Below are 26,215 nucleotides of genomic sequence, written 5' to 3' on the forward strand. Positions count from 1 at the left end.
AAAGTCTCCGGCTACGCGCCCAGAACACCGTGACCCGAGAGGTTCAGATGTGCGAGATGAGCGTGCGTGGCGTCAAAGGTAAGACTGATCTCACCACCCGTTGTTTTGGCCGACCCGGAGGCAGCCTCGGCGTGGCGGTACTCAAAGCCGTTCGGCAACTGGATCGATGCCCTGTGCGCAGCGCCCGATACGATATGAGGAATCGGGCTGACCTCGACGTCGAAGACCCCTTGAACCCTGGCATAGCCACTGCGATCATCGCGGTTCCAGTTCAATTCGATCGGTACAAAAAGCGTTTCATGTTTCGTCGGTGCCATCGCACTGTAAACGTACCACATGGTCGCCATTTCATCGGTGTCTTCGCCGGTCATGATGGCCTGCAATGCTGCGCGCTGTTCGGCTGTAGCACTTTCGTCAATGATCAGTTGCATCTGACCATTGCCTTCGTGGATCGGTCCCGGCCAGTGATAAACACCTGCTGCCCGCAAACCTGCCAGATCAGTATCGCCATAATGTCCGCTTTCGATGTCGAAAACGACCACTGCCTCGCAATTGCCATGAGATGGAAGAACGCTGAATTGGCAGGGGCAACCGAAATTGCAATTACAATTGGCCAGTTCTTCGCCCTGAATAACCCACTCTGTCATGATAGCCCCCCAAGAAAAGCTGCGTAAAACAACACTGCTCCGCGCGGGCATTACCTGTTTACACTGCCTTGGCCGTCGAGCCTGAAGTCGGCCTCTTGGACGTATCAGTCGCGGTAAACCTATCACGATATCGTGATATGTACAAACTTAGTCACTGCCGTCCGGTCCTCACCGGCTTGGAAATTCAGTCCAGAATCCCGTGGGGGTTGAACGTGGTATTCGCCTTTGCATTCCTCTGATAGAATTGGGGCATATTTTGAAAAACCGGGAGGATTGTCATGAGCTTTATGAAGACACTTGCGTCCGTTGCAGTTGGTTTCGCAGCCGCGAAGGGGCTGGAAAAATACCAGAAAATGGGCGGAATGGCTGGCTTGCAGGACATGATGCAAGGCGCAGGCGGTGGCCTTGGCATGGATCAGCTCGGCAAGATGGCAGAACAGTTCGGCCTTCCCGGAGGTGCGACAGGCCTTCAGGATATGATGGGCAAGATGGGGTTGGGTGGCAGTACCGCCGGTGCCGCCGGTCTTGGCAGGCTTTTGAATGCGATGCAGGGGGCGGCCAGAACTGGCAGCCAGCAAACCACCGACATGATGGAGACGGTGTTTGGCGGAACACCAGCCGGGGCCGCGATGGAAGCTCAGGCCAAGCTTATGTTGCGGGCAATGATCCAGGCGGCCAAGGCAGACGGCGAATTGGATGAACACGAGAAAGAAACGATCCTGGGTGAACTGGGCGATGACATCAGCGACGAAGAACGCGCATTTGTGCAGGAACAACTGAACGCACCCGTCGACGTAATGGGTCTGGCAGCTGATTCTGGGGCGCCTCTCGGAACGCAGATTTATGCGATTTCTCTGGCGGCAATACGGTTGGACAATGATCGTGAGGCCGCATATTTGCGGCAATTGTCCACTGCGCTGGGCCTTTCGGACGGTGAAAGAGACCAGATTCACAACTATATGGGCGCACCAACGTTGCCGGGTTGAACCTGTGCCCGATTCCTGGGCTGGGATCGTCCGATTGGCCTTGACATGCACGGCGTAGCGCGTAAAAGCGCACGCTCATAGGAATTCAACCGAAAGGCCCCTGCCTTTCCGGACGCAGGAGATAACCATGGCGAAGCCGACGACAATCAAGATCCGTCTGAACTCGACCGCGGGCACGGGCCACTTCTACGTGACCAAAAAGAACGCACGCACCATGACCGAGAAAATGACCATTCGTAAATACGATCCGGTCGTTCGGAAGCATGTCGAGTACAAGGAAGGCAAGATCAAGTAATCTTTCCGTTCCATTTGGACTTTCCAAAAAGGCTCTGCTTGGCAGAGCCTTTTTTCGTGCTGAATTCCGGTGGATGGTTGCCAGAAACGTCAACATGCCCATCTGGGGCCGTTGCAGGAGCGCATCAGCCACCGATGCAATCGCATGGCCTGCGGCTTGCTTTTTGTGCCGACCTGCAAGTACGCTTGAGCAAACCGCCACAAAATGTTGACCGCCATGAAAAAAATCTTGTTATCCACAATAGCCGTTCTGACTTTGGCGGCCTGTGAAGACCCGTTCAACCGCAAAGGTGTCGGGTTTACCGGAATCGATGGCGAACCCCGCACGATTTCCGACGTTCCCGGAGCCGTCGCTTTTCTGCCGCCCGAAACGAACGTCCCTGCCGAACTGGCAGAGCTTCAGACCGTCACTCTCTTGGTTGATGAAGTGGATCCATCCAAGGTGGCGTCCGTTGCCATCGATAATGGCGGGCAGACGCCGGGCAATGCGGTCCAGCTACAGGGCAGCGATACGAATCTGTTCTTGAGCACCGTCAGTGTCAACGGAACCTTGTATGGTGTCCTTCGTACGCCGACGAACAGCGTTAAGGTCGACAACTCGGTCGGCGTTGGTTTTGCGCAAGAGGCCGAGCGTTTCACCGGGTGTCTACCTGCTGGCGATGTGTTCCGCAAAGGCACGTCCGAGCGTAGTTCGGGCTTTGCAGTACCGTTGAACTGTAGCTAAGTCTTTTACCTTCTGATGTATCAAGCCCTCGCCGATCTAGCGGGGGCTTTTTCTTGACCGGGCGCGCGTACATCGCTGCCTTTTCCGGTAGAACTTGTGCGCCGGACAAGCTCTATCACCAGTTGGTTCAAAACGAAAAAAGGCCGGTCTGATGACCGGCCTTTCCCCATACCAATGGTATGCAATTACTCGCGGTTGCCCAGGAATTGCAGCAGGAACATGAACAGGTTGATGAAGTCCAGGTACAGTTTCAATGCACCCATGATAGCAGCCTTGCCCAGCCATTCCTGATCGCCACTGTGGGCCATTTGCAGGTATGTGGTCTTGATGTTCTGGGTGTCGTAGGCGGTCAGGCCCGCGAAGATCAGAACGCCGATGGCCGAGATTGCAAAGGCAACCGCCGAAGACGCCAGAAAGATGTTCACAACCATCGCGACGATCAGGCCGATCAGGCCCATCATCAGGAAAGTGCCCATGGCGGACAAGTCTTTCTTGGTTGTGTAACCGTACAGGGACAGGCCCGCGAACGCGATTGCGGTGATCAGGAAGACCTGGATGACCGACTCACCGGTGAAAACAAGGAAGATCCAGCTGATCGAAATGCCCATCACCGCAGCAAAAACGTAGAACACCAGCTGTGCGGCGGCTGCCGACATGCGGTTGATCCCGGCACTGAAGCCGAAAACAAACAGCAAAGGTGCAAACATGATGACCCAGCGCAGGGGCGACGCGTAAATGCTATAGCCCAGCGATGTCAGATAGGTATCGGCATTCAACTGTGCCGCCGCGGCTGACGGATCGCTTGTGGTTGCCAGGCCCGCGATGGCCCAGGCTGCTGCGAACGTAATCAGCATGCCGACGGACATAGTGCCGTAGACTTTGTTCATATGGGCGCGCAGGCCCTCATCAATCTCGGCAGCGCGCGCGCCGGCCGCCGTCCGGATCGTGTCGAATTGTGCCATCAAAGGGTCTCCCTTTACATAATTATTCAGCCCCCCTGCTATGAGGGAAGCGTTCTAGGCAAATATCGGCAACTCAGGGCTGTGTTTCAAGTATTTACCGCGGAAAACCTACTAATTTACGCAACAAAAGTGGCGATCCGCAACACGTGACCGCCACTCATGAACTAAAGATATGTATTTGCATCATTTCTGCCAGAATTCCGGCGCGTCCCAGACGAAACGTCTGGCTTCGGCATCAGCCTCTGATCTACAGACTCCGATGTCCTGAAGGGCGCGATCATCAAGTCGCGCCAGCCGACGGCGTTGACGCTTCAGGGAAACAGCACGCCTGATGATAGTGCCGAGCGATTGCTTCTTGGGATTGCAATGGTGATGAATGGCAATTTGGGTCATATTTATTGTCCTTTCGTGCATTCTCGATGGTTTATCTCGTCTTCATCAATTTCCTTGATTGATATGGGGGAGTATGACATATTTTTAAAACGAATATTTTTGATGAAACACATAAGGAATCGTGAAGATGCGGAATCTGGACATCACAACCCTTCGGTCATTTGTTGCGGTGGCGGATCAGGGTGGGGTGACTCGCGCTGCCGGATTTCTGCATCTGACGCAATCTGCGGTCTCGATGCAGTTGAAACGGCTGGAAGAGTTGCTTGGCCTTCAGTTGTTGGACCGCAGTGGCAGAACGATTGCCCTGACCGCGTCTGGCGAGCAACTGCTGGCCTATGCGCGCCGTATGATCGCATTGAATGATGAGGTCATCTCGAAACTGACCGATCAGGCCTTTGAGGGTGAGGTGGTATTGGGGGTTCCTCACGACATAGTTTACCCGGCCATCCCACGGGTCCTGCAACGGTTCAACGCGGATTTCCCACGGGTCCGAGTTCAGTTGGTCTCGTCTTATTCCTTGCAGTTGAAAGACATGTACAAACGCGGCGAATGTGACGTGATCCTGACCACGGAACCGTCGTCGGTGGACGGTGCGGAAACCATTGCAGAGCTGCCCTTGCGCTGGATAGGTGCGCCGGGTGGATCGGCCTGGCGCAAGCGTCCGCTGCCTTTGGCACTTGGACGTCGCTGCTTGTTTCGACCACAGGTGATCTCTGCGCTGGATGCAGCCGGTATTCCCTGGGAACTGTCGGTGGAAACTGAAAACGACCGCACAATCGAGGCCACAGTCAGTGCTGATCTGGCAGTGTATGCGGCACTGGAAGGTACCGAAGCCGCACATCTTGAACAGATCGAAAGCGGGGGTGCGTTACCGGACCTGCCTGCGCATATGATCAACCTGTATGGTGGCGAACCGGGTCGAGACGCGGTTGTCGAAGCGCTGGCACAACTGGTACGTCAGAACTTCCGCCTTCTTGGGGGGACGCAGCTGCGTGCCGTAGTGGGCTGATTGTGGTCAGGGGGTGATCACGATTTTGCCTGTCGATTTCCGCTCTTTCAGCAACCGCATGCCCTGCGCGACCTCATCAAGAGGCAAGACGTGGCTAATGTGTGGATTGATACGGCCCTCGGCGTGCCAGCGGAAAAGAGTGTCAAAACTTTCGCGCACGGCTTCTGGCCGGAATTTCAGATACCCGCCAATGTAAAAACCGATCACAGTCAGATTCTTGACCAGCAGATGATTGGCAGGGATTTGCGGAACATCGCCGCCGGCAAATCCGATGGGCAGCAGGCGGCCTTCGGGATTGGTGGCGCGGAAGGCCGCCTTGAACACATCGCCGCCGATTGCATCATAGACGACATCCGCGCCGCCAAGCGATCTGACCCGATCCCTTAGATCCTCTGAGGTATCAATCAGGTGGTCGGCCCCCGCCGCACGGGCAACGGCCAGCTTTTCAGGGCCGCGGGCCTGTGCGATGACGGTGGCGCCCATGAGCTTGCCGATCTCAACCGCGGTCAGCCCAACGCCGCCTGCTGCGCCGGTTACCAGAAGTGTCTCGCCGGGTTGCAGCCTGGCGCGGTGGTCAAGGGCCATGTGACTGGTACCATAAGCAATCTGGATCGCGGCGGCATCTTCGAAACGGGTCGTGTCAGGCAACGGGATCGCGCGATAGGCGTCGAAAACGCCATACTCTGCCAGCCCGCCCTGACCAGAATAGACGGCGATCCGATCACCCGGTTTCAGGGTGGGCACACCTGGACCGATGGCATCCACGACACCGGCTATTTCCATTCCCAAAGTAAACGGCGCAGGCGGTGTATCCTGATACGTTCCTTTCTGCATTAACAGATCAGCGAAATTCAAACCGCAGGCTTTGATCGCGACCCGCACCTGGCCCTCACCCGGCTCGGGTTTTGGTACATCGCACAGCTGGGCAACTGCCCCCTCGGATTGAATACAAAAGGCCTTCATGTGGCTCCTCACGTGTTTCGGGCATTGGCACGTCGGCTGTACAAGATGTCAATTCCTTATGCGCTGCGTCCTGAAACGACTGAAAATCTGTCGCATGTCCAACCGGGGCAAGCGAAAAGCGCACAGGGCTTTTGACACATACAACCACAGCCCTTGTGAGGGGGGATCGACTCAACCAGCTTGAAAAAAAATTCAAAACGGGCAATATAGACTATCAGTGCTGGTAACGGGGGACGGCACAGTCCGGATTAGGGGGCGGTTAAGGAAGCCCCTGTTGGTATTGCGATCTCGGACGTCGCTCGATCCCGTACAAATGTGTGTGTAGTAGAGGAGAATACCAATGACTCATCACGTCGATGTCCATGTGGGCAAACGCGTTCGGCATCGCCGCTGGCTGATTGGGATGACCCAGCAACAATTGGCGCAGCAAGTTGGTATCAAGTTTCAGCAAATCCAGAAATATGAGACAGGAGCCAACCGAATCAGCGCGTCCCGCCTGTGGGACATTGCCGAGGCTTTGGACGTACCGGTAAGCTTCTTCTTCGAAGGTCTGGAAGAAGCCGAGAAAAGCAGCTCGGACAAGAAATCTGTTCCAGCTGATCTGATGGGCGATAAAGAAGCCCTGGATCTTGTACGCTCTTACTACGCAATTCCGGAAAACCAGCGCCGCCGCCTGTTTGAACTTGCACGTGTCCTCAGCGACGTCGCCTGATCAGACCGGCTTGACTTTGTCAGGTAATGCCCGCACCAGAGTGCCATGCATCCGGCGAGTTTAAGCGACATTGAAATTGCAGAAGAAATGGCCGAAGCGGCACGCGCGGCCATTCTTCCTTTTTTTCGTCAGACCAATTTGGAAACAGCGAACAAGCTGACCGAAGGGTTTGACCCCGTCACCGCGGCGGATCGGGCCGCCGAAAAAGCCATGCGAGAGGTGCTGTCCCGGTTGCGCCCCGAAGATGGCGTGTTGGGCGAAGAATACGGTGCGCACAAGGGCAGCAGTGGCCGAACCTGGGTTTTGGACCCCATCGACGGCACGCGCGGGTTTATCAGTGGCACACCAACTTGGGGCGTTCTGATCGCGCTCAGCACAGCAGACGGGCCGATCATGGGAGTGATTGATCAGCCCTATATTGGCGAACGCTTTGTCGGATCGACAGCTGGTGCGCACCTTACAGGGCCACTGGGGACCAGTAAGCTGCAAACCCGGGGGACGAAATCTCTGGCGCAGGCGACGCTGTTCACCACTTTTCCTGAAGTCGGCACCCCGGATGACCGGGCCGGGTTTCAGGCCGTATCGGAACAGGTGCAACTGACCCGATATGGAATGGACTGCTACGCTTATGCCTTGTTGGCCGCTGGGCAGGCAGATCTGGTGATCGAAGCAGGGCTGAACTCGTATGACATTCAGGCGCCTATCGCGGTTATTCAGGCGGCAGGCGGAATTGTGACCGATTGGCAAGGTGGCCCGGCGCATGAGGGCGGTAGGGCATTGGCCGCAGCCAACGCAGAGATTCATGCAGAGGCCCTTCAGATCCTGCGTCGGTTCTGAAATCTGTTGTCGCAGATCCCGATGGCGGGTACATAATACACGGTCGGTTCTTAAGCCCGTTTTCCGCCGACCTTCGCACTCCTTGCAAGAGACGGGCAGATGCAGGAGCGCGACATGACAGAAATCCTACTCAAAAACGCTGACCTGATCCTGACGATGGACGAGTCCCGGCAGGAACTCCCCGGGGCTGACATTCTGATCCGCGACGGCCAGATTGCGGGGATCGGGTACGGATTGCAGACACAAGGCGAGGTTCACGATGTTTCGGGCTGTCTGGTGACACCCGGACTGGTGAACACTCATCACCATCTTTACCAAACGTTGACCCGCGCGGTGTCGGGCGGGCAGGACGCATTGCTTTTCGGGTGGCTTCAAACACTTTATCCGATTTGGGCGAAGTTCGGACCAGACGAGATGTTCACCTCGGTCCAGATCGGTTTGGCAGAGCTGGCGCTGTCAGGCTGTACGCTCAGTTCCGATCACCTGTACCTCTACCCCAATGGATCGCGGCTGGAGGACACGATTGCTGCCGCATCCGAGTTGGGGATGCGATTTCACCCGACACGTGGCGCGATGAGCATCGGTGAAAGCGATGGCGGCCTGCCTCCGGACAGCCTGGTGGAAGAAGAAACTGCTATTCTGGACGACATGATCCGCGTCGTGGATGCTTTTCACGATCCGTCCGAAGGGTCGATGTGCCGCGTAGGTCTGGCCCCGTGTTCACCGTTCTCGGTCAGCCGGGACCTGATGCGAGATGCCGCCCTTCTGGCACGGGACAAAGGCGTGATGTTGCATACACATCTGGCTGAAAACGATGAAGATATCGCCTATTCACAGGCTCAGTTCGGCTGTCGGCCCGGTCAGTACGCCGAAGATCTGGGTTGGATCGGCCCGGATGTGTGGCACGCTCATTGCGTCAAGCTGGACGGGGCCGAGATTGACCTGTTTTCGCGTACGAAAACCGGTGTCGCTCATTGCCCATGTTCGAACTGCCGTCTGGGATCAGGCATCGCGCCGGTGCGGGCGATGCGCGATGCGGGGGTAAAGGTCGGCCTCGGCGCTGATGGCTCGGCCAGTAACGACAACGGTAATCTGATGCTTGAGGCCCGGCAGGCACTGCTGTTGCAGCGGGTGGTTAATGGGGCAGATGCGATGTCGGCCCGCGAAGCATTTGAGATTGCAACACGTGGCGGGGCCGATGTGCTGGGGCGTCCTGATTGCGGGCGGCTTGTGCCGGGAAAACGCGCGGATGTTGCTGTCTGGGATGTGCGCAGTATCGAATGCGCAGGCAGTTGGGACCCGGCAGCACTGCTTCTGGCCGGTCCGATGCAGGTAAAGCACCTGTTTGTAGAAGGCCGCCAGATCGTGCGGGATGGGCATATCACGACGATTGACCTGCCCCGCGTGATTGAGCGTCAAAACAGTCTTGCCAAGGCGTTGCAGGCCTAAGCGGCCTTCCGCCCACCGATCCAGACCTCGGCCACAGCCCGATCATCACCCATCATGATGGTCGGGAAGATTGCCTCCCAAACATCGTTTGCACAAGCCTCGCGCTGGGCGATGGCCGGGGTCGAGGCGAGATCAATCACGACCAGATCCGCCTCCATTCCCGGAGCAATGTTGCCGATGCAATCATCCATCCGCAGGCTGCGCGCCGACCCGACTGTACCCAGCCACAGCAATTGCGCCGGATGCAGGGGGCGCCCGCGCAACTGACCGATTTCATAAGCGGCAGCCATGGTGCGCAGCATTGAAAAACTTGATCCGCCACCGGTGTCGGTGGCCAGACCGATCCGGTGGCCATCGTGGATCAAGCCGTTCATGTCGAACAGACCCGACCCTATGAAGGTGTTCGAGGTGGGGCAGTGGATCAGTGACGCATCAACCTCGCGCAGACGATCGCGTTCCCGGTCTTCCAGATGGATGACATGCCCATAAAGTCCGTTCTGCCCCAGCAACCCGAACTTTTCGTAAGTGTCCAGATAGTCCCGGGCATCGGGGAACAGGGAGCGGACCCACTCGATTTCGTCTGTCTGCTCGCTCAGGTGTGTTTGCATCAGGCAATGGGGATGTTCCGCCCAAAGCGCGCCCATGGCCTCAAGCTGTTCTGGGGTGGACGTGGGCGAAAACCGGGGCGTGATGGCATAGGACAGGCGGTCGACACGGTGCCATTTCTCCAGCAGCGCGGCAGATTGGTCATAGGCTGTCTGGGCCGTGTCCCGAAGGCCTTCAGGCGCATTGCGGTCCATACAGGTCTTGCCCGCGACCACGCGCTGTCCCCGTTGCTGCGCGGCAGTGAAAAAGGCATCCACGCTTTCGGGGTGGATGGTGCAAAAACTGCACATCGTCGTGGTGCCATGGGCGGCAGTCAGATCCAGATAACGGTTGGCGATTTCAGAGGCGTATTCAGGATCACCAAACTTCATCTCTTCGGGGAAGGTGTAGGTGTTCAGCCAGTCGATCAGCCGCTTCCCCCAACTGGCGATCATGGCGGTCTGCGGGTAGTGCACATGCGGGTCAACGAAACCCGCAATGATCAGGTGATTGCCATGGTCCTTGATGACGGCATCAGGGTGACGCCGCATCAGCGCATCGGACGCGCCGACATCGGCAACGCGTCCTTTGTCAATCACGACGGCTTCGTCCAGCCGGGTCGCTTCGGTTGGCTCTCCGTCAAAGGGTGAGCCTGTGAAACTCAGAACGCGCCCTTTCAAAAGCGTCTTTTGCGCCATTTGCCCTGTTCTCCACCTGTTTGGGACCGCGCTGTAGCATAGGCAGACGAAAGAAGTGGGTAAATCGGCGCATTGTCATTGTTTTCTGGTAGCTGCTTCTTCTATTTAGGGGCCAATCGCCGAAAGAAGGGGGCAGCGCATGACGACAGGCAATAACCAAGCCGAACACGATCTGCCCCAGGACGAAGACGCGTATGCGCTGGATCGCCGGACCGTGGCGGCGATCCTTTATGCGGTTGATGTGGATGATCGCGACAAGCTGATTGAGCTGATGGAGCCGCTGCACGCGGCCGATATCGCTGACCTTTTGGAGCAGATCAATCCTTATGACCGGGCCCGGCTGATCCGGCTTTATGATAAGGAATTTGACGGCGACATCCTGTCTGAACTGGATGAATCGGTTCGCGAGGAAATCATCGCCGTTCTGACCCCCGAGGTTCTGGCGGAAGCCGTGCGCGAGATGGAAAGCGACGACGTCGTTGACCTTCTGGAAGATCTTGAGGAACCGCAGCAGGAAGCCATTCTGGGCGCGCTCGAAGATTCCGAGCGGCTAGCAGCGCAACAGGCGCTTGCTTACCCCGAGAGTTCTGCTGGTCGTTTGATGCAGCGTGAGGTCGTTATGGCCCCCGAGCATTGGACCGTCGGTCAGGCCATCGACTTCATGCGTGCCAATGACGATCTGCCCGAGCAGTTCTATCATGTTGTTCTGGTCGACCCGCGCCTGAAACCAACAGCGCAGGTGACATTGGGCAAGCTGATGGCGTCCCGTCGTGAAGTGCCGTTGCGCGATCTGGTGGAAGAGGAGTTTCACATCATCCCCGTTGATCAGGACGAGGAGGATGTGGCTTATGCCTTCAACCAGTATCACCTGATCTCGGCCCCCGTGGTCGATGCCGACGGGCGTCTGGTTGGTGTGATCACCATCGACGACGCGATGGTCGTTCTGGATGAAGAGCACGAAGAAGACATCCTGCGCCTTGCCGGTGTGAGCGACGAAAGCTCGCTGTCCGACAGTGTGGCGGCCACCAGCCGCCGGCGACTGCCTTGGCTGGCGGTAAACCTGTGCACGGCAATCTGTGCTTCGTTGGTTATCTCGCAATTTGCGGCGGCGATTGACCAGCTTGTCGCGCTGGCCATCCTGATGCCGATTGTTGCATCCATGGGGGGCAATGCGGGAACGCAGTCGCTGACCGTTGCAGTGCGCGCACTGGCGACGCGCGACCTGACCAACTCAAACGTGATGCGCGTTATCAGGCGGGAACTGCTGGTGGGCATGTTGAACGGGCTCTGTTTTGCCATTGTACTGGGGACCGTGGGAATGCTGTGGTTCGGTTCACCTTGGCTGGGTGTCGTGATTGGGTCAGCCTTGGTCGTGAACATGATCATCGCGGGCTTTGCAGGTACGGTAGTACCGGTAGTGCTGGATCGTCTGGGAATTGACCCGGCGCTGGCGTCAGGAACCTTTGTGACAACCACAACCGATGTCATGGGGTTCTTCATCTTTCTTGGGTTTGCCAGTGTGGTGCTATTGTGACCGATCTGACTGAAATCAAAGCAGCTGCACGCAAAGCGGCATTTGCGCGCCGCAAGGTCGCGTTCGACACGCGTGTTCCCGGTGCGGCCGGACGTTTGTCCGAGGTTCTGGCGGGTTATCGCGGCGTGCCCTTGTCAGGCTACATGCCAATCCGAACCGAGATCGACCCGGTGTCTGCCATGGCTGAAGCTGCGGCTTATGGACCTGTCGGTGTTCCCGTGATACAAGCCGCTGGAAAACCTCTGAAATTTTCGCGCTGGACGCCAGAAGGACCGCTGAAAGACGGCCCATTCGGTGCCAGAGTGCCCGAGGTTGATGATTATTTCGACCCCGAAATCCTGATTGTGCCGCTGGTGGCTTTTGATGCCAACGGCGGGCGTTTGGGATATGGCGGTGGATTTTATGACCGCACGCTGGAAGGATTGCGAGGCAAGCGCGCGACACTGGCAATCGGTTTCGCTTTTGACGCGCAAGAGGCGCAGAAACTGCCGCTGGAGCCGACCGATCAGCCGCTGAACATGGTTATCACCGAAAGCCGGGTGCTGACGTTCTAAGCCTCATTGCTGAAAGTGGCTGCGTAAATAGTCCCAGGCATCCACCTCGGTACCGTCTTTCAGGATGCAGATACCAAAGACGCTTCCATCTTCGTTCTTCCGAAGTTGGTAAACCCCATCATTCTCGACGCAAAAGGTTGCTGCGGGATTGGGCATGGATGTCTTTGTGCCTTGCGCCATAACACCCGAAGCGACCACAAGGCCGAATGTCAGTATTGCCAATAGCTTCACAACATGTCCTTTTGATTTAAGCGCATGGCTAAGACTTTGCCACGCCTGCATGCAATTTCAAGTTCGGCTCAACTTAAATTTCACGGTTCCGCCTTGTTATTGCCCAGCACAGCACCTACGACCCGGATCATGAGGATTTTGTTTCTTGGTGATGTGATGGGGCGCGCGGGGCGCGCGGCCGTTCAGCAACATTTGCCGCGCCTGCGCGACGAATGGCGGCTGGATTTCGTTGTGGTCAATGGCGAAAACGCGTCGAACGGCATGGGGTTGAGCGGCGATCACGCCAAGCTGCTGCTGGATGCCGGGGCAGATTGCCTGACATTGGGCGACCATGCGTTCGACCAGAAAGACATGCTGCAATATATCGAGAAAGAACAGCGCATCGTGCGCCCGGTGAACTATGCAAAGGGTGCGCCGGGGCGGGGGCACCGGCTGTTTAACGCACCCGGCGGGCGCAAAGTTCTGGTGGTGCAGGTGTTGGGGCAGGTCTTTATGAAACGGCCATTCGACGACCCGTTCTCGGCCATTGAACCTATCCTGAAGTCGCACCCACGGGGTGGACAGGCACAGGCCATCATCGTCGATATGCATTGCGAGGCGACGTCTGAGAAGATGGCCATGGGTCATTATTGCGACAAGCGCGCCAGCCTTGTGGTGGGAACACATACCCATGTACCGACAGCGGATTCGCAGATTCTGCCAGGTGGCACAGCCTATCTGACGGATGCGGGCATGTGCGGCGACTATGACTCGGTCATTGGTATGGACAAGCAGGAACCGATGCGCCGGTTCATAACCGGGATGCCCAAGACCCGGTTTACCCCTGCCAATGGCGAGGCCACGCTGAGCGGAGTTTTCGTCGAAACGGATGATCGCGACGGCCAGGCCAAATCTGTTCGCATGGTGCGCGTTGGTGGACGTTTGGAACAAGCCGGGCCTGATTGACAAACGTCAGGCTTGCCCTGCCACGCGCAATGCGTGAAACTGCATGTCATCAGGCGCTTGGGCCAGGGTTCGGACAGAATACCACGAATGAATTTCCTTTCACTGACAGAGACGGGCAGCGCAATTCTGGCGCTGCTGATTGTTGCGAGCATGTTCGTCATGTTCCTGCGCGAGGTTTATCCGGCCGAGGTCGTGGCCATCGGTGGTGCCTCACTGATGCTGGTCACTGGGATCCTGCCCTATCAAAGCGCGCTGGCGGTCCTGTCCAATCCCGCGCCCTGGACGATTGGGGCAATGTTCATCATCATGGGGGCCTTGGTGCGGACCGGGGCCTTGGACGCCTTCACGTCGACCGCGCAAAGGCAGGCGCAGGTCAACCCGCGTATTGCCATCGGATTGCTGATGGGATTTGTCGTGCTGGCCTCGGCTTTTGTGTCGAACACGCCCGTTGTTGTGGTCATGATCCCGGTTTTTGTTCAGATCGCCCGCACGCTGAACGTACCCGCGTCAAAGCTGCTAATTCCACTCAGTTATGCCGCCATTCTTGGCGGGACACTGACACTGATCGGAACGTCCACCAACCTGCTTGTGGATGGTGTGGCCCGCGCGCAGGGGATGAAAGCTTTTACGATATTCGAAGTCACGCCGCTGGGGATTGCACTGGTGATCTACGGCATGATCTATCTGCGTTTCATCGCCCCCAGATTGTTGCCCGAGCGGGATAGCATGGCCTCGCTGCTCAGCGATCGGTCCAGAATGAAGTTTTTCACCGAAGCGGTCATTCCGCCCGACAGCAACCTGATCGGGCGTGAAGTGACCGGCGTTCAGTTGTTCAAACGCCCCGGCGTGCGTCTGATCGACGTGGTCCGGGGCGATGAATCGCTGCGGCGCAATCTGAAGGGCGTTGAATTGCAGGTCGGTGACCGCGTGGTTCTGCGCACCGAGATGACCGAACTTCTGAGCCTTCAGAGCAACAAAGAGCTGAAGCGTGTGGATCAGGTTTCCGCTGTCGAGACCAAGACGGTCGAGGTGCTGATCACACCCGGATGCCGTTTGGTGGGTCGGACCCTTGGAATGATGCGACTTCGGCGCCGGTATGGTGTCTATGTGCTGGCCGTTCACCGACGCAATCAGAATATCGGTCGCCAGTTGGATGATCTGGTGGTTCGGGTAGGGGATACATTACTGCTGGAGGGCGCCCCGGCAGATATCCAGCGCCTTGCCGCGGACATGGACATGGTGGATGTCAGCCAGCCCTCTGCACGCGCCTTCCGTCGCAGTCATGCACCGATTGCAATTGGCGCGCTGGTCGGGATCGTCGTCTTGGCGGCATTGGGTGTCGCGCCGATCCTGCTGTTGTCGATTGTGGCCGTAGCCGTGGTTCTTCTGACCCGTTGCATCGATGCGGACGAGGCGTTTTCGTTTGTCGAAGGTCGCCTGTTGGCGCTGATCTTCGCGATGCTCGCCATCGGTGCGTCACTGGACAGCTCTGGCGCGGTTTCACTGATTGTCGAGGCCGTGGCACCGGGACTAAGCGCTTTGCCGCCCTTCCTGATCATCTGGGCGATCTATCTGCTGACTTCGGTGCTGACCGAACTGGTTTCCAACAATGCGGTCGCAGTTGTGGTCACGCCTATAGCCATCGGGCTGGCCCAGGCCGTCGGAATGGACCCGCGCCCGTTGGTAGTTGCGGTTATGGTGGCGGCTTCGGCATCCTTTGCAACACCGATCGGGTACCAAACCAACATGATGGTCTACGGCCCTGGCGGCTACAGGTTCACCGATTTCATGAAGGTGGGTGTTCCGCTTAACCTGACGGTCGGATTGTTGGCATCCCTTCTTATTCCATTGATCTGGCCTTTGTGATTTCGGCGCAGAATCGCCACTTTGGCGAAGCACATCTTGCAAAGACCCAAGGGCACACGATCTTTTGCGAAGAGGGTTTGCAAAAGGATTTGACCGATGCAGCATTTGGGTCGCGCAATATGGGCGGGTGCAGCAACTTGGGCAGCTTTAAGCAGTGTCGCTATTGCCGGTATTGTTGAAGGGACCGCAACGTACCGAGAGCGCATTGCACTGCCACCGGACGCAACCCTTTATGTTGAGCTTCAGGATATCTCGCTGGCCGATGCCCCCGCTGTCACTCTTGCCGCGCAACGGTATGCGCTGAGCGGGGTGCCCGCGCAGTTCAAATTGACCTATGACGACGCGCTGATCATCGATGCTCATCGCTATGGCGTGCGGGCTTCAGTGATGCAGGGGCAAAACTTGCTGTTCACCACAGATACTGTGTACCCGGTTCTGACGAATGGGGCAGAGAATGCCGCCGATCTGCTGTTGGTTCAGGTCCAGGGGCAGGGGGCGGCAACGCTGGATAACACCCAATGGACCGCCTCGGGCCTGAATGGTGCGCCTATCGAGACCGAAAAACGCCCTGAGCTTGTCTTTGATCAGGATGGCGTCTTTTCAGGCAGCAGCGGCTGCAACCGGTTCAGTGGTCGGGCCGAGATCTCCGGTAATCGTATTGCGTTTCCTGACAACATGGCGGCAACACTCATGGCTTGCCCACCTCCGTTGGACGCGGTCGAGCGGCAATTCCTGCAAGCCTTGCAAAACGTCACGACCTTCGCGATGCAGGGCAACGCTCTGGCTCTGCTGGATGCGCAGGGCCAGCCGGTGATCAAACTGATGCGCAAGTAACCGGGAAAGTGCGTCAGGCGACAGCCCTTGAACGCCCGGCATTGCGACCGGAAAAGATGCAGCCGCCCAGGAATGTACCCTCCAGCGCGTTGTAGCCGTGATAACCGCCGCCGCCGAATCCGGCGACTTCACCAGCAGCGAACAGGCCCGGCACGACATTGCCGTCTGATCCAATCATCTGACTGTCCAGATTGGTCTGCAATCCACCCAGGGATTTGCGTGTCAGGATATGCAGCTTGACGGCAATCAGCGGGCCGTTGGCCGGATCCAGAAACTTATGCGGTTTGGCTGTGCGGATCAGTTTATCTCCGCGATAATTGCGCGCGGCAAGGATCGCCATCATCTGCGCGTCTTTCGAAAAGGGGTTGTCGACCTGCAAATCCCGGGCTTCGATCTGGGCACGCAGATGAGCCTCGTCTATCGGAGTGTCGCCCAGATGGTTCATGCCGTTGACCAGTTCAGTCAGCGTGTTGGCAACAACAAAATCCTCACCCTTTTCCTTGAACGCCTCAACCGGGGCGGTTGCGCTGGAACCTGACAGAATGCGTTGGCGGATTACCTCTTTCCAGCTACCTGAAGTGAAGTCGGGGTTTTGTTCCGACCCGGACAGCGCAAATTCCTTTTTGATCACCTTCTGGGTCAGAACGAACCAGCTGTATTCATATCCGGTTTTCAGGATCTCACGCAGAGTTCCCAGAGTGTCGAACCCCGGCAGACAGGGCGGTGCCAGGCGGTTGCCCCTGGCATCAAACCACATTGAACTTGGGCCGGGCAGGATACGAATGCCATGGGCGGGCCAGATCGGGTCCCAGTTGCGCACGCCTTCGGTGTAGTGCCACATCCGATCACCATTGATGACCTGGCCGCCCGCCTTTTCGCTGATTGCGATCATGCGGCCATCGACGTGAAAGGGTACCCCTGCAACCATATCTTTGGGCGGCTCACCCAAACGGTCCCGGGGCCAGTTTTGACGCACCATGTCAAAATTGCCACCAATACCGCCGGACGTGACAATGATTGATGGGGCATAAACTTCGAACTCGCCAACCTCATCGCGGTTGGTTTTGTTACCGCGCTGGGCGGTGTCATCGGCCAGAATTTCTCCGGAAACACCTTTGGCGGTTCCGTTCTGCATGATGATATGGCTGACTTGGTGGCGGAACTTCATCTGGATCAATCCGGCGCTGACATGGTCGCGGACGCGTCGGATAAATTGTTCCAGAACGCCGGGGCCGGTGCCCCATGTGATATGAAAGCGCGGGACCGAGTTGCCATGCCCCGTCGCATAAGACCCGCCACGTTCGGCCCAGCCAACGACCGGAAACCAGCGCAGGCCCATTTCGTGCAGCCATGGCCGCATTTCGCCAGCGGCAAACTCAATATAGGCTTCGGCCCATTTGCGGGGCCATGCGTCTTCGCCACGGTCAAATTGCGCGCTGCCCATCCAGTCGCGCAGCGCCAATTCGTGGCTGTCGCGTATACCCATGCGGCGCTGTTCGGGTGTGTCGACCATGAACAGGCCTCCAAGGCTCCAGAACGCCTGACCGCCCAAAAAGGTTTCGGGTTCCTGATCGACAATGATCACCTTCTTGCCCCGGTCGCCCAGTTCCGCCGCAGCTGCCAGCCCGGCCAACCCGGAACCGACGATAATCGCATCTGCAGTATTGTTTGTCATGAACACTCCTTTCAGCGGCGGCGGAACAAAGCGGTGAACGGCAGATCCAGGGCAGGCAACATGATGCCATAGACGGCCGAAAGCAGGGTCAGCGAAACAGGGCGGCCGGCAATGGCAACCTGATGATCCGCAATCAACCCCTCGCAAAGTTGCGTCAGATCAGCCTAAGCGAGGCGGAAAGGCGCAGGCAACCACGCCGTTGGGTCACTCGTATCGCTGGACGAAACGGCGCAGGATTTCGCCGGGCTGCGTGACCTTCGCCGAATGGCAGTGGTCGATCAGTTTCTGCGCGTCTTCGGGCGGGAAATAGCCGTGGTTCCTGTAGATGTTGATACGCTGTTCAAAGTCTTTGGCATCGGCTTCCGGATGGAACTGAGTGGCATAGACGTTCCGGCCCCAGCGGATCATCTGGAACGGGCAGGGGTCGGACGCAACAAGGTGAACGCAGCCCTCGGGCAGGGCTTGAACCGCTTCTTTGTGGCCAACAAACGCATCAAAGGTGGCGTCCAACTCTGCGGTCAACGGGTCTTGTTGTCCTTCGGGGGTCAGGCGGCACCTGGATGGTCCCACAGGCTCGCCATACCGGGCTTTGCTCACGTTGCCATCCAAATGCACGGCCAGAATACCAAGGCCATAGCAACACCCCATGAAGGGATGATCCTGCGCGGTAATCTGCGGCATCAAACCCAGGATCGCTCCTTCGATCCGCGCATCCGTCGCGGATTTGGTCGCGGGGTCATCACTGACGCATCCCGGCCCGCCGCCTACGATAATCCCCGCATAATCGGTGACTTTCAGCCCTTCTGGCAGGTCTTCGCAATCCAGACGGATGCGATGCGTGCGTTCGGGTAACAACCCGCTGCGGTTCAGGATCGAGGCATATTCTGCGTCGGAGGCATCCGTTTCCGGGCGCAATTGCAGGATCAAAAAGCGTTTCATGAAAAGCCTTTACCCGTCACAATGGCCAGAAGACAAGGATGGCGGGGACGGAAACCACGATGATCAGAGCCTCCAGCGGCAGGCCCATGCGCCAGTAATCGCCAAAATGATAGCCGCCGGGGCCCAGAACCAGCGTGTTGTTCTTGTGACCGATAGGCGTCAGGAACGCAGCCGAGGCCGCAACGGCCACGGTCATCAGGAACGGGTCGGGCGACACCCCGAGCGTTTGGGCCATCTGGATGCCCACCGGGGCCGCGACGATGGCGGTGGCGGTGTTGTTCAGAACATCCGACAAGGTCATCGTCACGACCATCAGTACGGTCAGGATCGCCCATGCGGGCAGACCATTGGTCAGCTGAATCAGCGCATTGGCAATCAACTCGGTGCCGCCGGATGTTTCCAAAGCGCTGCCCAGTGGGATCATCGAGCCCAGCAGCACAACCACGGGCCATTCGATATGGTTATAAATTTCTGTGATTGGCATGACCTTGGTCAGCACAAAGGCTATGACGACAAGACCCAATGCGACGGGAAGGTAAATCAACCCAACACTGGCCGCGAAGACGGCAACTGCAAATAGACCGATGGCCAACAAGGCCTTGTCATTTGCCGTCACGTTCAACCCGCGTTCGGCCAAAGGCAGACACCCCAGCCAGTCGGTCACATCGGCGCTGCGATCACGGGGGCAAAGCAGCAGCAAGATATCGCCCGGTTCAACCTCGGTCTTGCGAACCTGTTCGGTGATCTGACGACCCTGACGTGAGATGCCCATCAGGACGGTGCTCTGGCGCCAAGCCAACCCGATACCCTGCGCTGTACGGCCGGCTATGCGCGCACTTTCCGGAACAACCACTTCGATCACTTCCAACCCGTCGCCTTCAGCCGTCAGCAGCTCCTGCCGTCGCGTGTCCGAGAAATCCAGTTTCAGCGCAGAACGGAATTCGTCCAGCGCTTCGGGGCGCGCTTCCAGTACCAGCGCGTCGCCATCGTTCAGTGTGGCATGGGTTGACCGGCCATATCGCCGTTTCCCATCCCGGATCAGGCCGATGATAGCCACGTCGGATTTTTCGGCCGTTTCATAAAGTTCGCTGACCCGTTTGCCGATATGGGCAGAGCCCGGCGGGATCGTCAGTTCGGCAATGTATTCGGCCAGAACCTCGGATGTTTCTTGTTGCACGCCGCGATTGGGTATCAATCGCCATCCGATCAGCGCGACAAACGCCAGACCGGCGATCGCTGCTATTCCACCAACAGGGGCGAAGTCGAACATACGAAACGGCTCGCCCAGCGTTTCCTGCCGGATCGAGGCGATGATGATATTCGGCGGGGTGCCGATCAGGGTGACCATGCCCCCCAGAATGGTGGCAAAGCTTAGCGGCATTAGGGAAAGGCCCGGGGGCCGACCTGCTTTTCGCGCGGTCTGAATATCCACGGGCATCAGCAGGGCAAGCGCCGCGACATTGTTCATGAAGGCCGACAGAATCGCACTGATCCCGCCCATCAGGGCGATATGCGCGCCCAGCCCCCGTGACGCATCAACCAGAGTTCGGGTGATCAGAAATACCGCACCTGACCTGACCAAACCGGCAGAGATTACAAGCACCAGCGCGACGATAATGGTCGCTGGGTGGCCAAAGCCCGCAAAGGCATCATCGACCGGCACAACACCCAGCACGACACCGATCATAAGCGCGGCAAAAGCCACAAGGTCGTATCGAAACCGACCCCAAAGCAGCATTCCGAAGACAGTGATGAAAAGCGCGAAAAGAATGATCTGATCTGTCGTCATGCCGTCACCATACAAGGCGGTGAGGTCGTCGCAAGCCGCTCTCTTGATCCTGCCCCCCGCAAACGTCTATATGAGCGCCGAACACGCAAACATGATGACGAGGACGCACTATGGCAGGCCACTCCAAATGGGCCAACATCCAGCACCGCAAGGGGCGTCAGGACGCCGCGCGGTCCAAACTGTTTTCCAAACTGTCGAAAGAGATCACTGTCGCCGCCAAGATGGGCGACCCCGATCCCGACAAGAACCCGCGCCTGCGTCTGGCGGTGAAAGAAGCCAAGTCGAACTCGGTCCCCAAGGACGTGATCGACCGCGCGATCAAGAAATCGCAAGCGGGTGAAGGTGACGATTACGAAGAAATCCGCTACGAGGGCTATGGGCCCAATGGTGTTGCGGTCATTGTCGAAACCATGACCGACAATCGCAACCGGACCGCATCGACCGTGCGTTCGACCTTTTCGAAGAATGGCGGCAACCTGGGCGAGACCGGTTCGGTCGGTTTCATGTTCGAACGCAAAGGCGAGGTTGTTTACCCGGTGACCGCAGGGGATGCAGATTCCATTTTCGAGGCGGCCATCGAAGCGGGCGCGGAAGACGTCGAAAGCTCGGATGACGGTCACATCATCTGGTGCGCCGATACCGATCTGAACGATGTCTCCTCTGCATTGGAAACCGCGCTTGGAGAATCAGAATCCACCAAGCTGGTCTGGAAACCGACCACAACGACGGAACTGGGCCTGGAAGACATGCAAAAGCTGATGAAGCTGGTAGATGCTTTGGAAGACGATGACGACGTGCAGCGTGTCACGACCAATTTCGAAGCCACCGACGAGGTCATGGCGCAGCTTTAAGCTGACCCAATACCAACTCATTGAAACCCGGTCGCAACGGCCGGGTTTTTTTGATTTTTGATGGTCTTATTGAATTATTGGCTGAAACGTTCGATGCGCTTAGGCTGAAAGTACGGGAAATACAGAAAACACGAAGACACAGTACGAATGACATCCGAAACTTCCGATCAGACCAAGCGCAACGTGCCCGTCCTGGCCGGGCAAAGTATCCTGTCTCAGGTCGCTTGGACGCTCGGCAGCCCGTCGGTTGTTTTGCCGTTTTTAGCCGTTTCCTTCGAGTTGCCGATGTTTGTAGCAGGGGCACTGGTGTCGGTGCGGATGGTCGGTTGCTTGATTGCCGACTTCTTTCTGGCGCAACCCGTTGCAGCAAGAAGCCGGAAGAAACATGCAATTGCGTTGACCGAAGCGGTCATTGGCGCCTGTCTGGTTCTGGCAATAGCTGCGGCCGCGACCGGGGCTGTCCCATTGATCGCAGTGGTTTTCCTGTCTGTATTTCTTGTGATCGGGCTTGTCAGCGAAGTGCAGACCTTGATGCTTACGGATCTGCTAGGGGACCATGTTCAGGCGCGTTCGCGCATGATCATGCAATATCTACAGCTTGGTGCAGGGGGGCTATGTGCCATTGGCCTTGCGTTGCTGGTGCATCAGATCACCAAGGATAATCCACCCTTTTCGCGCCATTCAGTCATGATTGGCGTTTCGGTTTTATTCTTCCTGCTGTCTGGTCTGTTCATGCTGGCGATAACAGAAACCGCGCGTGAGGTCGCGCCGACGACACCGCAGGAGTCCGAAAGGGGCATTTCGATTAAGGCGAATATCAAGGGTGTTCTGGGCATGTTCGAATACCAGTGGTTCCGGCGCTATATGATCATGCGTCTGCCCTTGGTCGCAGTGTCGCTATCCGTTCCGTTCTTCGCGCTCATCGCAGCCGAAGCGCATCACAGCTCGACACAGGGTTTGACCGCGATGATCGTTTCTTCTGCCTCGGGATATCTAGTATCGGGCCCTCTGTGGCAAATCATCAACATGAAATCCCATCGTGCGGTCATGGTGGTCGGGACATTGATGGTCGCCGCAACAGGCAGTGTTCTATTGGTTTTCCACTATTTGGGCATCGACCATCAGGTTCACTTGCATGCAATTGCACTGTTCGTTGTCACCGTTGCTGTGACCGGGACCAGCAGTGCGCGTAAGCTCTATTTTCTGGATGTGGCACCCAAAGAGCAGCGGGTGCGAGGATCGGCAGCGGTCAAGGCGTTCGCGCGTTTAACCGCGGTGTTGTTGTCTGCGGGCCTTGCCGCTGTCGCCCACATGCACGAGGTCGCGATGGCCGTCGCTTTCATCGTCGTCGCCAGTCTGGTGTCCTGTATAAACTGCTACCGCATGATGCAACCAGAACGGAAAAAGGCGGAACAGCCCTCGAATTGAGTTTTTGGCGAGCGTCGCGAAAGCCTCAGAAGAAGGATGAAATCTCTTCCAGGGGTTTCTTGAGTTTTGCCACAGCAGGCACAGTCGCTCCTTCTGACGGGTGTCCCACCGCGATAATCATGGTTGGTTTTTCCGACGCGGGCCGGTCCAGCGCGTCGTTCAGAAACCGCATCGGGTTTGGGGTGTGGGTCAGGGTGCTGAGGCCCGCGTGATGCAGCGCGGCAATCAGAAAGCCGGTGGCAATGTTCACACTTTCCGGGACGTAGTAGTTCTTGTACCGCGTTCCATCCTCGAATTGCCCCCAGCGCTGGGCAAAAACCACGATCAGCCAGGGGGCGATTGTCAGATGTTCTTTGACCGCGTTGGTGCCGATGGGCTCCAGTGCCTTGATCCATTCATCCCCGGCGCCACCTGCGTAGAACCGGCGTTCTTCTTCTTCGGCTTCTTCCCGGATGCGGTGTTTCAGGGCAGGGTCCGAGATGGCTGCAAAATGCCAGGGTTGGTGATTGGCGCCAGACGGCGCGGTACCCGCGGTGCTCAGGCTGGTTTCGATTACCTCACGGGCAACGGGGCGGGGGCTGAAATCCCGTACAGTATGACGCTGACGCATCTTTTCGTAAAATGCCTGCGCCGCGCCCAGCATGTCTGTATCGCTGATGTCGCATCGGTCCGGCAGGGGAATGGGGTCATAGCTAAGAGCGTCACGTGAGAACATCGGTTCCTCCGAAAATGTCGTGTTTGTTTAGTCGCTTTGAGGCGGAAGCAAAATCCGTTCTGAAGCTTTTTTGACAGCCTGGGTCAGTGGTTTGAGTGCGGGCGCGAGAACACGCCCAACCTGCCAGCTCAGCGCGACATCCAACGGCGCATCAGGTACGATGGGGCGCAACAGCCCTTGTTTCAAAGCCTCCTGCACCAGAGCCGCAGGGTTCATACCCCACCCAAGCCCGGCAATCGCCGCGTCCACAAATCCTTGTGAAGAAGGCAGGAAATGAGACGGGGGTGACAGACGTTTGCCAGTGTGTTGAACAATCCAGGCCCTTTGCAGCCCGTCCTTTTGGTTGAAAACCAGGCAGGGTGCCTTGCCCAGCTCTGCCTCGGTCACTTCGTCCCGAAACCAGGTGTTAATGAAATCCGGGCTGGCTGTTGGCAGATACTGCAACACGCCCAATGGGATCGCGTCGCACCCGGTCACTGTCTGACCACCAACGGTGACGGCGGCGCTCACCTCGCCCCGCCGCAGCCAGTCTGCGGAATGATCCTGATCGTCGATCACCAGATCGAAAAGCATGTCAGGCACCTGCGCCATCGCATCAACAAACCAGGTGGCCAGACTGTCTGCCGGTACGGCAATGCGGACGTGGGCGGACCTTGGTTCCTGCTCCAGCGTCAGTTCTCGAACCAGCTGTGCCTCAAGCAGTCCGACATCTTCCGCGTAACGGGCAATGCGCAGCCCGGCGGGCGTTCCGGTGCAAGGAGTGCCCCGATGTATCAGGGTGGCTCCAATCCGATCCTCAAGCGCCCTGATCCGCTGGGATATCGCCGAGGGTGTCACCGCCAGCTCTGCCGCAGCCGCATCAAAGCTGCCATGGCGCAGAATGGCAGACAAAGCGGACAGGTGAAGAGGATCAAGCAGCATTAGCCAGGCTTAACTTGGGATAACATCTTTAATTTGATAGATCGCACCGACGGCCTTAGTCAACGTCTTGCAGTAGTAGGAGATCCCATGCCCACGTCCATAATCGCCGGTTTCGCGCTGGGTTTCAGTCTGATTCTCGCCATCGGGGCACAGAACGCCTTTATTCTGCGACAGGGGCTGCGGCGTGAACATGTGTTCCTTCTGTGCCTGACCTGCTCAATGTCCGACGCGGTTTTGATCGTTGCAGGTGTCACGGGGTTAGGGACCCTGACCCATTCAGCTCCCTGGTTTGAACTTGTAATGCGATATGGCGGGGCCGCTTTTCTGACGTGGTATGGGCTGCGCAGCTTCGGGTCTGCCCTGCGGGGTGGCGCGGTGATGGAAGCGGGCAACGGTCCGCGAACCAGCCTCAAAACCGCGATGCTTACCGCTCTCGCCTTCACCTGGCTGAACCCGCATGTCTATCTGGACACAGTGGTTCTGATCGGCTCTATCTCGGCACAGTATGATAACCGGGTCGGATTTGCCATTGGGGCAGTCACTTCCAGCTTTGTCTTCTTCTTTTCACTTGGATACGGCGCTGGTGTTTTGTCTCCGGTGTTTGCGCGCCAGCGCGCCTGGCAGGTGCTGGACGCAGTGATCGGGGTCGTAATGCTGGGTATCGCACTGAAACTTGTTGTCATGTGAAGGGTTGTTCCCGACAGGGTTTCGGTGTTCAACCTAAGCCATGACATCGTTAGCCGTTTCGTCGCGCCCGCTTGCCGGTATGTTCTGGATGTTTACCGCCGGGCTGTCCTTTGTTGTGATGACCGCTTTGGTCAAATCTCTGGGCACGACGATGAACCCGATCCAGGCCGCATTTCTGCGTTATGCGCTGGGATTGGTGTTTCTGTTACCGGCCTTGCGGTCGATCATGGCGACCCGGCTGACACCCCGCCTGCTGACATTGTTCGGTTTACGCGGTGTCGTACACGCGATTGCTGTCATGCTCTGGTTCTTCGCCATGACACAAATTCCCTTGGCCGAAGTCACTGCCATGAACTACATGACGCCGGTTTATGTCACCTTGGGCGCAGCCCTGTTTCTGGGCGAGAAGCTGGCTTTTCGCAGGGTCGCCGCCATTCTGGTCGCCTTGGTGGGCGTGCTGGTCATCCTGCGCCCCGGGTTTCGCGAGGTCTCACAAGGTCACCTTGCCATGCTCGGAACGGCCCTGATGCTAAGCGGGTCCTATTTACTGGCCAAGCTTCTTGTCCGCGACGTGCCGCCTTCGGTTGTCGTGGCGCACCTGTCCATCTGGGTAACCATCGCCTTGATCCCCTTTGCGGTTGCCGTCTGGACCCGGCCCAGTATGCAAGAACTCGGGGTTCTGTTTCTGGTGGCCAGCTTTGCGACCGCAGGGCATTATTTCATGACATTGGCGTTGCAGGCCGCGCCTGTGGCCGTCACACAACCCGTCACATTCCTGCAGTTGATCTGGGCCACGCTTGTGGGTGCTGCGATCTTCCACGAAAGCGTTGACCTTTGGGTTGTGGCTGGCGGAACCCTGATACTGGGCGCTGTAAGCTTCATCTCATGGCGCGAGTTCATGTTGAACCGTCGGGACTTGACGCCTCCCAGTATTGCGCCGAAGCTATGAAGTGACATCTCTGCGCTTACATTGATTGACGAGTCAAT

General features: G+C 57.6%; 27 protein-coding genes. 16 read left to right on the forward strand and 11 right to left on the reverse strand.

Annotation, left to right across the window (positions count from 1 at the left end):
- Positions 1–11: 11 nt before the first annotated feature.
- Complete coding sequence (locus AC2FLU_RS15190) at positions 12–647, reverse strand: DUF1326 domain-containing protein (RefSeq protein WP_209504621.1); 636 nt, start codon at positions 645–647, stop codon at positions 12–14.
- Between the two features lie 278 nt (positions 648–925).
- On the opposite strand from AC2FLU_RS15190, the gene AC2FLU_RS15195 reads away from it, so the two are divergent.
- From AC2FLU_RS15195 to AC2FLU_RS15205, 3 genes are all read left to right on the forward strand, one after another.
- Positions 926–1,633 (forward strand): DUF533 domain-containing protein, encoded by a 708-nt coding sequence (locus AC2FLU_RS15195; protein WP_496809103.1) that lies wholly within the window; start codon positions 926–928, stop codon positions 1,631–1,633.
- 127 nt (positions 1,634–1,760) lie between these two features.
- Positions 1,761–1,928 (forward strand): 50S ribosomal protein L33, encoded by a 168-nt coding sequence (gene rpmG, locus AC2FLU_RS15200; RefSeq protein ID WP_037309480.1) that lies wholly within the window; start codon positions 1,761–1,763, stop codon positions 1,926–1,928.
- Positions 1,929–2,144: 216 nt separating this feature from the next.
- Positions 2,145–2,651 carry a hypothetical protein gene (locus tag AC2FLU_RS15205; RefSeq protein ID WP_480475769.1) on the forward strand — a complete coding sequence of 169 codons (507 nt, stop codon included), beginning with the start codon at positions 2,145–2,147 and terminating at the stop codon, positions 2,649–2,651.
- A 185-nt stretch (positions 2,652–2,836) separates the two neighbouring features.
- Here the strand turns inward: AC2FLU_RS15205 and AC2FLU_RS15210 are convergent, their stop codons facing one another.
- Positions 2,837–3,613, reverse strand: a complete 777-nt coding sequence (locus tag AC2FLU_RS15210) for a Bax inhibitor-1/YccA family protein (protein ID WP_480475771.1) — start codon at positions 3,611–3,613, stop codon at positions 2,837–2,839.
- Positions 3,614–3,796: 183 nt separating this feature from the next.
- The gene (locus AC2FLU_RS15215; RefSeq protein WP_480493744.1) at positions 3,797–4,006 is read right to left on the reverse strand and encodes a YjiS-like domain-containing protein; all 210 of its coding nucleotides are present in this window, start codon (positions 4,004–4,006) and stop codon (positions 3,797–3,799) included.
- A gap of 127 nt (positions 4,007–4,133) precedes the next feature.
- On the opposite strand from AC2FLU_RS15215, the gene AC2FLU_RS15220 reads away from it, so the two are divergent.
- The gene (locus tag AC2FLU_RS15220; protein ID WP_480475775.1) at positions 4,134–5,015 is read left to right on the forward strand and encodes a LysR family transcriptional regulator; all 882 of its coding nucleotides are present in this window, start codon (positions 4,134–4,136) and stop codon (positions 5,013–5,015) included.
- 6 nt (positions 5,016–5,021) lie between these two features.
- Here AC2FLU_RS15220 and AC2FLU_RS15225 read toward each other — a convergent pair whose 3' ends face one another.
- The gene (locus AC2FLU_RS15225; protein ID WP_496809105.1) at positions 5,022–5,978 is read right to left on the reverse strand and encodes an NADPH:quinone oxidoreductase family protein; all 957 of its coding nucleotides are present in this window, start codon (positions 5,976–5,978) and stop codon (positions 5,022–5,024) included.
- A gap of 340 nt (positions 5,979–6,318) precedes the next feature.
- Between AC2FLU_RS15225 and AC2FLU_RS15230 the strand changes: the two genes are divergently transcribed.
- From AC2FLU_RS15230 to AC2FLU_RS15240, 3 genes are all read left to right on the forward strand, one after another.
- Positions 6,319–6,690, forward strand: a complete 372-nt coding sequence (locus tag AC2FLU_RS15230) for a helix-turn-helix domain-containing protein (protein WP_480475779.1) — start codon at positions 6,319–6,321, stop codon at positions 6,688–6,690.
- 45 nt (positions 6,691–6,735) lie between these two features.
- The gene (hisN, locus tag AC2FLU_RS15235; RefSeq protein ID WP_480554032.1) at positions 6,736–7,527 is read left to right on the forward strand and encodes a histidinol-phosphatase; all 792 of its coding nucleotides are present in this window, start codon (positions 6,736–6,738) and stop codon (positions 7,525–7,527) included.
- A 114-nt stretch (positions 7,528–7,641) separates the two neighbouring features.
- On the forward strand, positions 7,642–8,976 hold the full coding sequence (locus tag AC2FLU_RS15240; RefSeq protein ID WP_496812037.1) for an 8-oxoguanine deaminase: 1,335 nt from the start codon (positions 7,642–7,644) through the stop codon (positions 8,974–8,976).
- On the opposite strand, the gene guaD is transcribed toward AC2FLU_RS15240, so the two are convergent.
- The gene (guaD, locus tag AC2FLU_RS15245; protein ID WP_480516182.1) at positions 8,973–10,259 is read right to left on the reverse strand and encodes a guanine deaminase; all 1,287 of its coding nucleotides are present in this window, start codon (positions 10,257–10,259) and stop codon (positions 8,973–8,975) included. The two genes, AC2FLU_RS15240 and guaD, sit on opposite strands and share 4 nt — an antisense overlap.
- 139 nt (positions 10,260–10,398) lie before the next feature.
- On the opposite strand from guaD, the gene mgtE reads away from it, so the two are divergent.
- Together mgtE and AC2FLU_RS15255 are read left to right on the forward strand one after the other, a co-directional pair.
- Positions 10,399–11,793, forward strand: coding sequence for a magnesium transporter (gene mgtE, locus AC2FLU_RS15250; protein ID WP_496812038.1), 1,395 nt, complete (start codon positions 10,399–10,401; stop codon positions 11,791–11,793).
- Positions 11,790–12,347: a 5-formyltetrahydrofolate cyclo-ligase gene (locus tag AC2FLU_RS15255; RefSeq protein WP_480475789.1), complete on the forward strand. Its 558-nt coding sequence runs from the start codon at positions 11,790–11,792 to the stop codon at positions 12,345–12,347. The genes mgtE and AC2FLU_RS15255 overlap by 4 nt, the downstream gene beginning before the upstream one ends.
- 3 nt (positions 12,348–12,350) lie before the next feature.
- Here AC2FLU_RS15255 and AC2FLU_RS15260 read toward each other — a convergent pair whose 3' ends face one another.
- Complete coding sequence (locus tag AC2FLU_RS15260) at positions 12,351–12,578, reverse strand: putative hemolysin (protein ID WP_480475791.1); 228 nt, start codon at positions 12,576–12,578, stop codon at positions 12,351–12,353.
- 129 nt (positions 12,579–12,707) lie between these two features.
- On the opposite strand from AC2FLU_RS15260, the gene AC2FLU_RS15265 reads away from it, so the two are divergent.
- The 3 genes from AC2FLU_RS15265 to AC2FLU_RS15275 all read left to right on the forward strand — a co-directional run bounded on the left by AC2FLU_RS15265 (position 12,708) and on the right by AC2FLU_RS15275 (position 16,223).
- Positions 12,708–13,523 carry a TIGR00282 family metallophosphoesterase gene (locus AC2FLU_RS15265; protein WP_480475793.1) on the forward strand — a complete coding sequence of 272 codons (816 nt, stop codon included), beginning with the start codon at positions 12,708–12,710 and terminating at the stop codon, positions 13,521–13,523.
- An 87-nt stretch (positions 13,524–13,610) separates the two neighbouring features.
- Positions 13,611–15,389 (forward strand): SLC13 family permease, encoded by a 1,779-nt coding sequence (locus tag AC2FLU_RS15270; RefSeq protein ID WP_480604531.1) that lies wholly within the window; start codon positions 13,611–13,613, stop codon positions 15,387–15,389.
- Positions 15,390–15,485: 96 nt separating this feature from the next.
- On the forward strand, positions 15,486–16,223 hold the full coding sequence (locus AC2FLU_RS15275; RefSeq protein ID WP_480554036.1) for an META domain-containing protein: 738 nt from the start codon (positions 15,486–15,488) through the stop codon (positions 16,221–16,223).
- 13 nt (positions 16,224–16,236) lie between these two features.
- Here AC2FLU_RS15275 and AC2FLU_RS15280 read toward each other — a convergent pair whose 3' ends face one another.
- The 3 genes from AC2FLU_RS15280 to AC2FLU_RS15290 form a co-directional block, all read right to left on the reverse strand.
- A complete protein-coding gene (locus AC2FLU_RS15280) occupies positions 16,237–17,898 on the reverse strand; it encodes an FAD-binding dehydrogenase (protein ID WP_496809109.1) in 1,662 nt (553 codons plus the stop codon).
- Positions 17,899–18,102: 204 nt separating this feature from the next.
- Positions 18,103–18,837 (reverse strand): glutamine amidotransferase, encoded by a 735-nt coding sequence (locus AC2FLU_RS15285; protein WP_480475801.1) that lies wholly within the window; start codon positions 18,835–18,837, stop codon positions 18,103–18,105.
- 16 nt (positions 18,838–18,853) lie between these two features.
- Positions 18,854–20,626, reverse strand: a complete 1,773-nt coding sequence (locus AC2FLU_RS15290; protein ID WP_496809111.1) for an SLC13 family permease — start codon at positions 20,624–20,626, stop codon at positions 18,854–18,856.
- Between the two features lie 110 nt (positions 20,627–20,736).
- On the opposite strand from AC2FLU_RS15290, the gene AC2FLU_RS15295 reads away from it, so the two are divergent.
- Both AC2FLU_RS15295 and AC2FLU_RS15300 read left to right on the forward strand, forming a co-directional pair.
- Entirely contained in the window at positions 20,737–21,477 is a 741-nt protein-coding gene (locus AC2FLU_RS15295) for a YebC/PmpR family DNA-binding transcriptional regulator (protein WP_480475805.1), read from the forward strand.
- Positions 21,478–21,624: 147 nt separating this feature from the next.
- Positions 21,625–22,905: an MFS transporter gene (locus AC2FLU_RS15300; protein ID WP_496809112.1), complete on the forward strand. Its 1,281-nt coding sequence runs from the start codon at positions 21,625–21,627 to the stop codon at positions 22,903–22,905.
- 25 nt (positions 22,906–22,930) lie between these two features.
- Here the strand turns inward: AC2FLU_RS15300 and AC2FLU_RS15305 are convergent, their stop codons facing one another.
- Both AC2FLU_RS15305 and AC2FLU_RS15310 read right to left on the reverse strand, forming a co-directional pair.
- Complete coding sequence (locus AC2FLU_RS15305; RefSeq protein WP_480475809.1) at positions 22,931–23,620, reverse strand: nitroreductase family protein; 690 nt, start codon at positions 23,618–23,620, stop codon at positions 22,931–22,933.
- A gap of 27 nt (positions 23,621–23,647) precedes the next feature.
- A complete protein-coding gene (locus AC2FLU_RS15310; RefSeq protein WP_480624566.1) occupies positions 23,648–24,541 on the reverse strand; it encodes a LysR family transcriptional regulator ArgP in 894 nt (297 codons plus the stop codon).
- An 87-nt stretch (positions 24,542–24,628) separates the two neighbouring features.
- On the opposite strand from AC2FLU_RS15310, the gene AC2FLU_RS15315 reads away from it, so the two are divergent.
- Together AC2FLU_RS15315 and AC2FLU_RS15320 are read left to right on the forward strand one after the other, a co-directional pair.
- Positions 24,629–25,228 carry a LysE/ArgO family amino acid transporter gene (locus tag AC2FLU_RS15315; RefSeq protein WP_480554041.1) on the forward strand — a complete coding sequence of 200 codons (600 nt, stop codon included), beginning with the start codon at positions 24,629–24,631 and terminating at the stop codon, positions 25,226–25,228.
- Positions 25,229–25,268: 40 nt separating this feature from the next.
- On the forward strand, positions 25,269–26,177 hold the full coding sequence (locus AC2FLU_RS15320; RefSeq protein WP_480516206.1) for a DMT family transporter: 909 nt from the start codon (positions 25,269–25,271) through the stop codon (positions 26,175–26,177).
- The last annotated feature ends 38 nt before the right edge of the window (positions 26,178–26,215 follow it).

The organism is Ruegeria sp. SAZD013 (genome assembly GCF_059612525.1).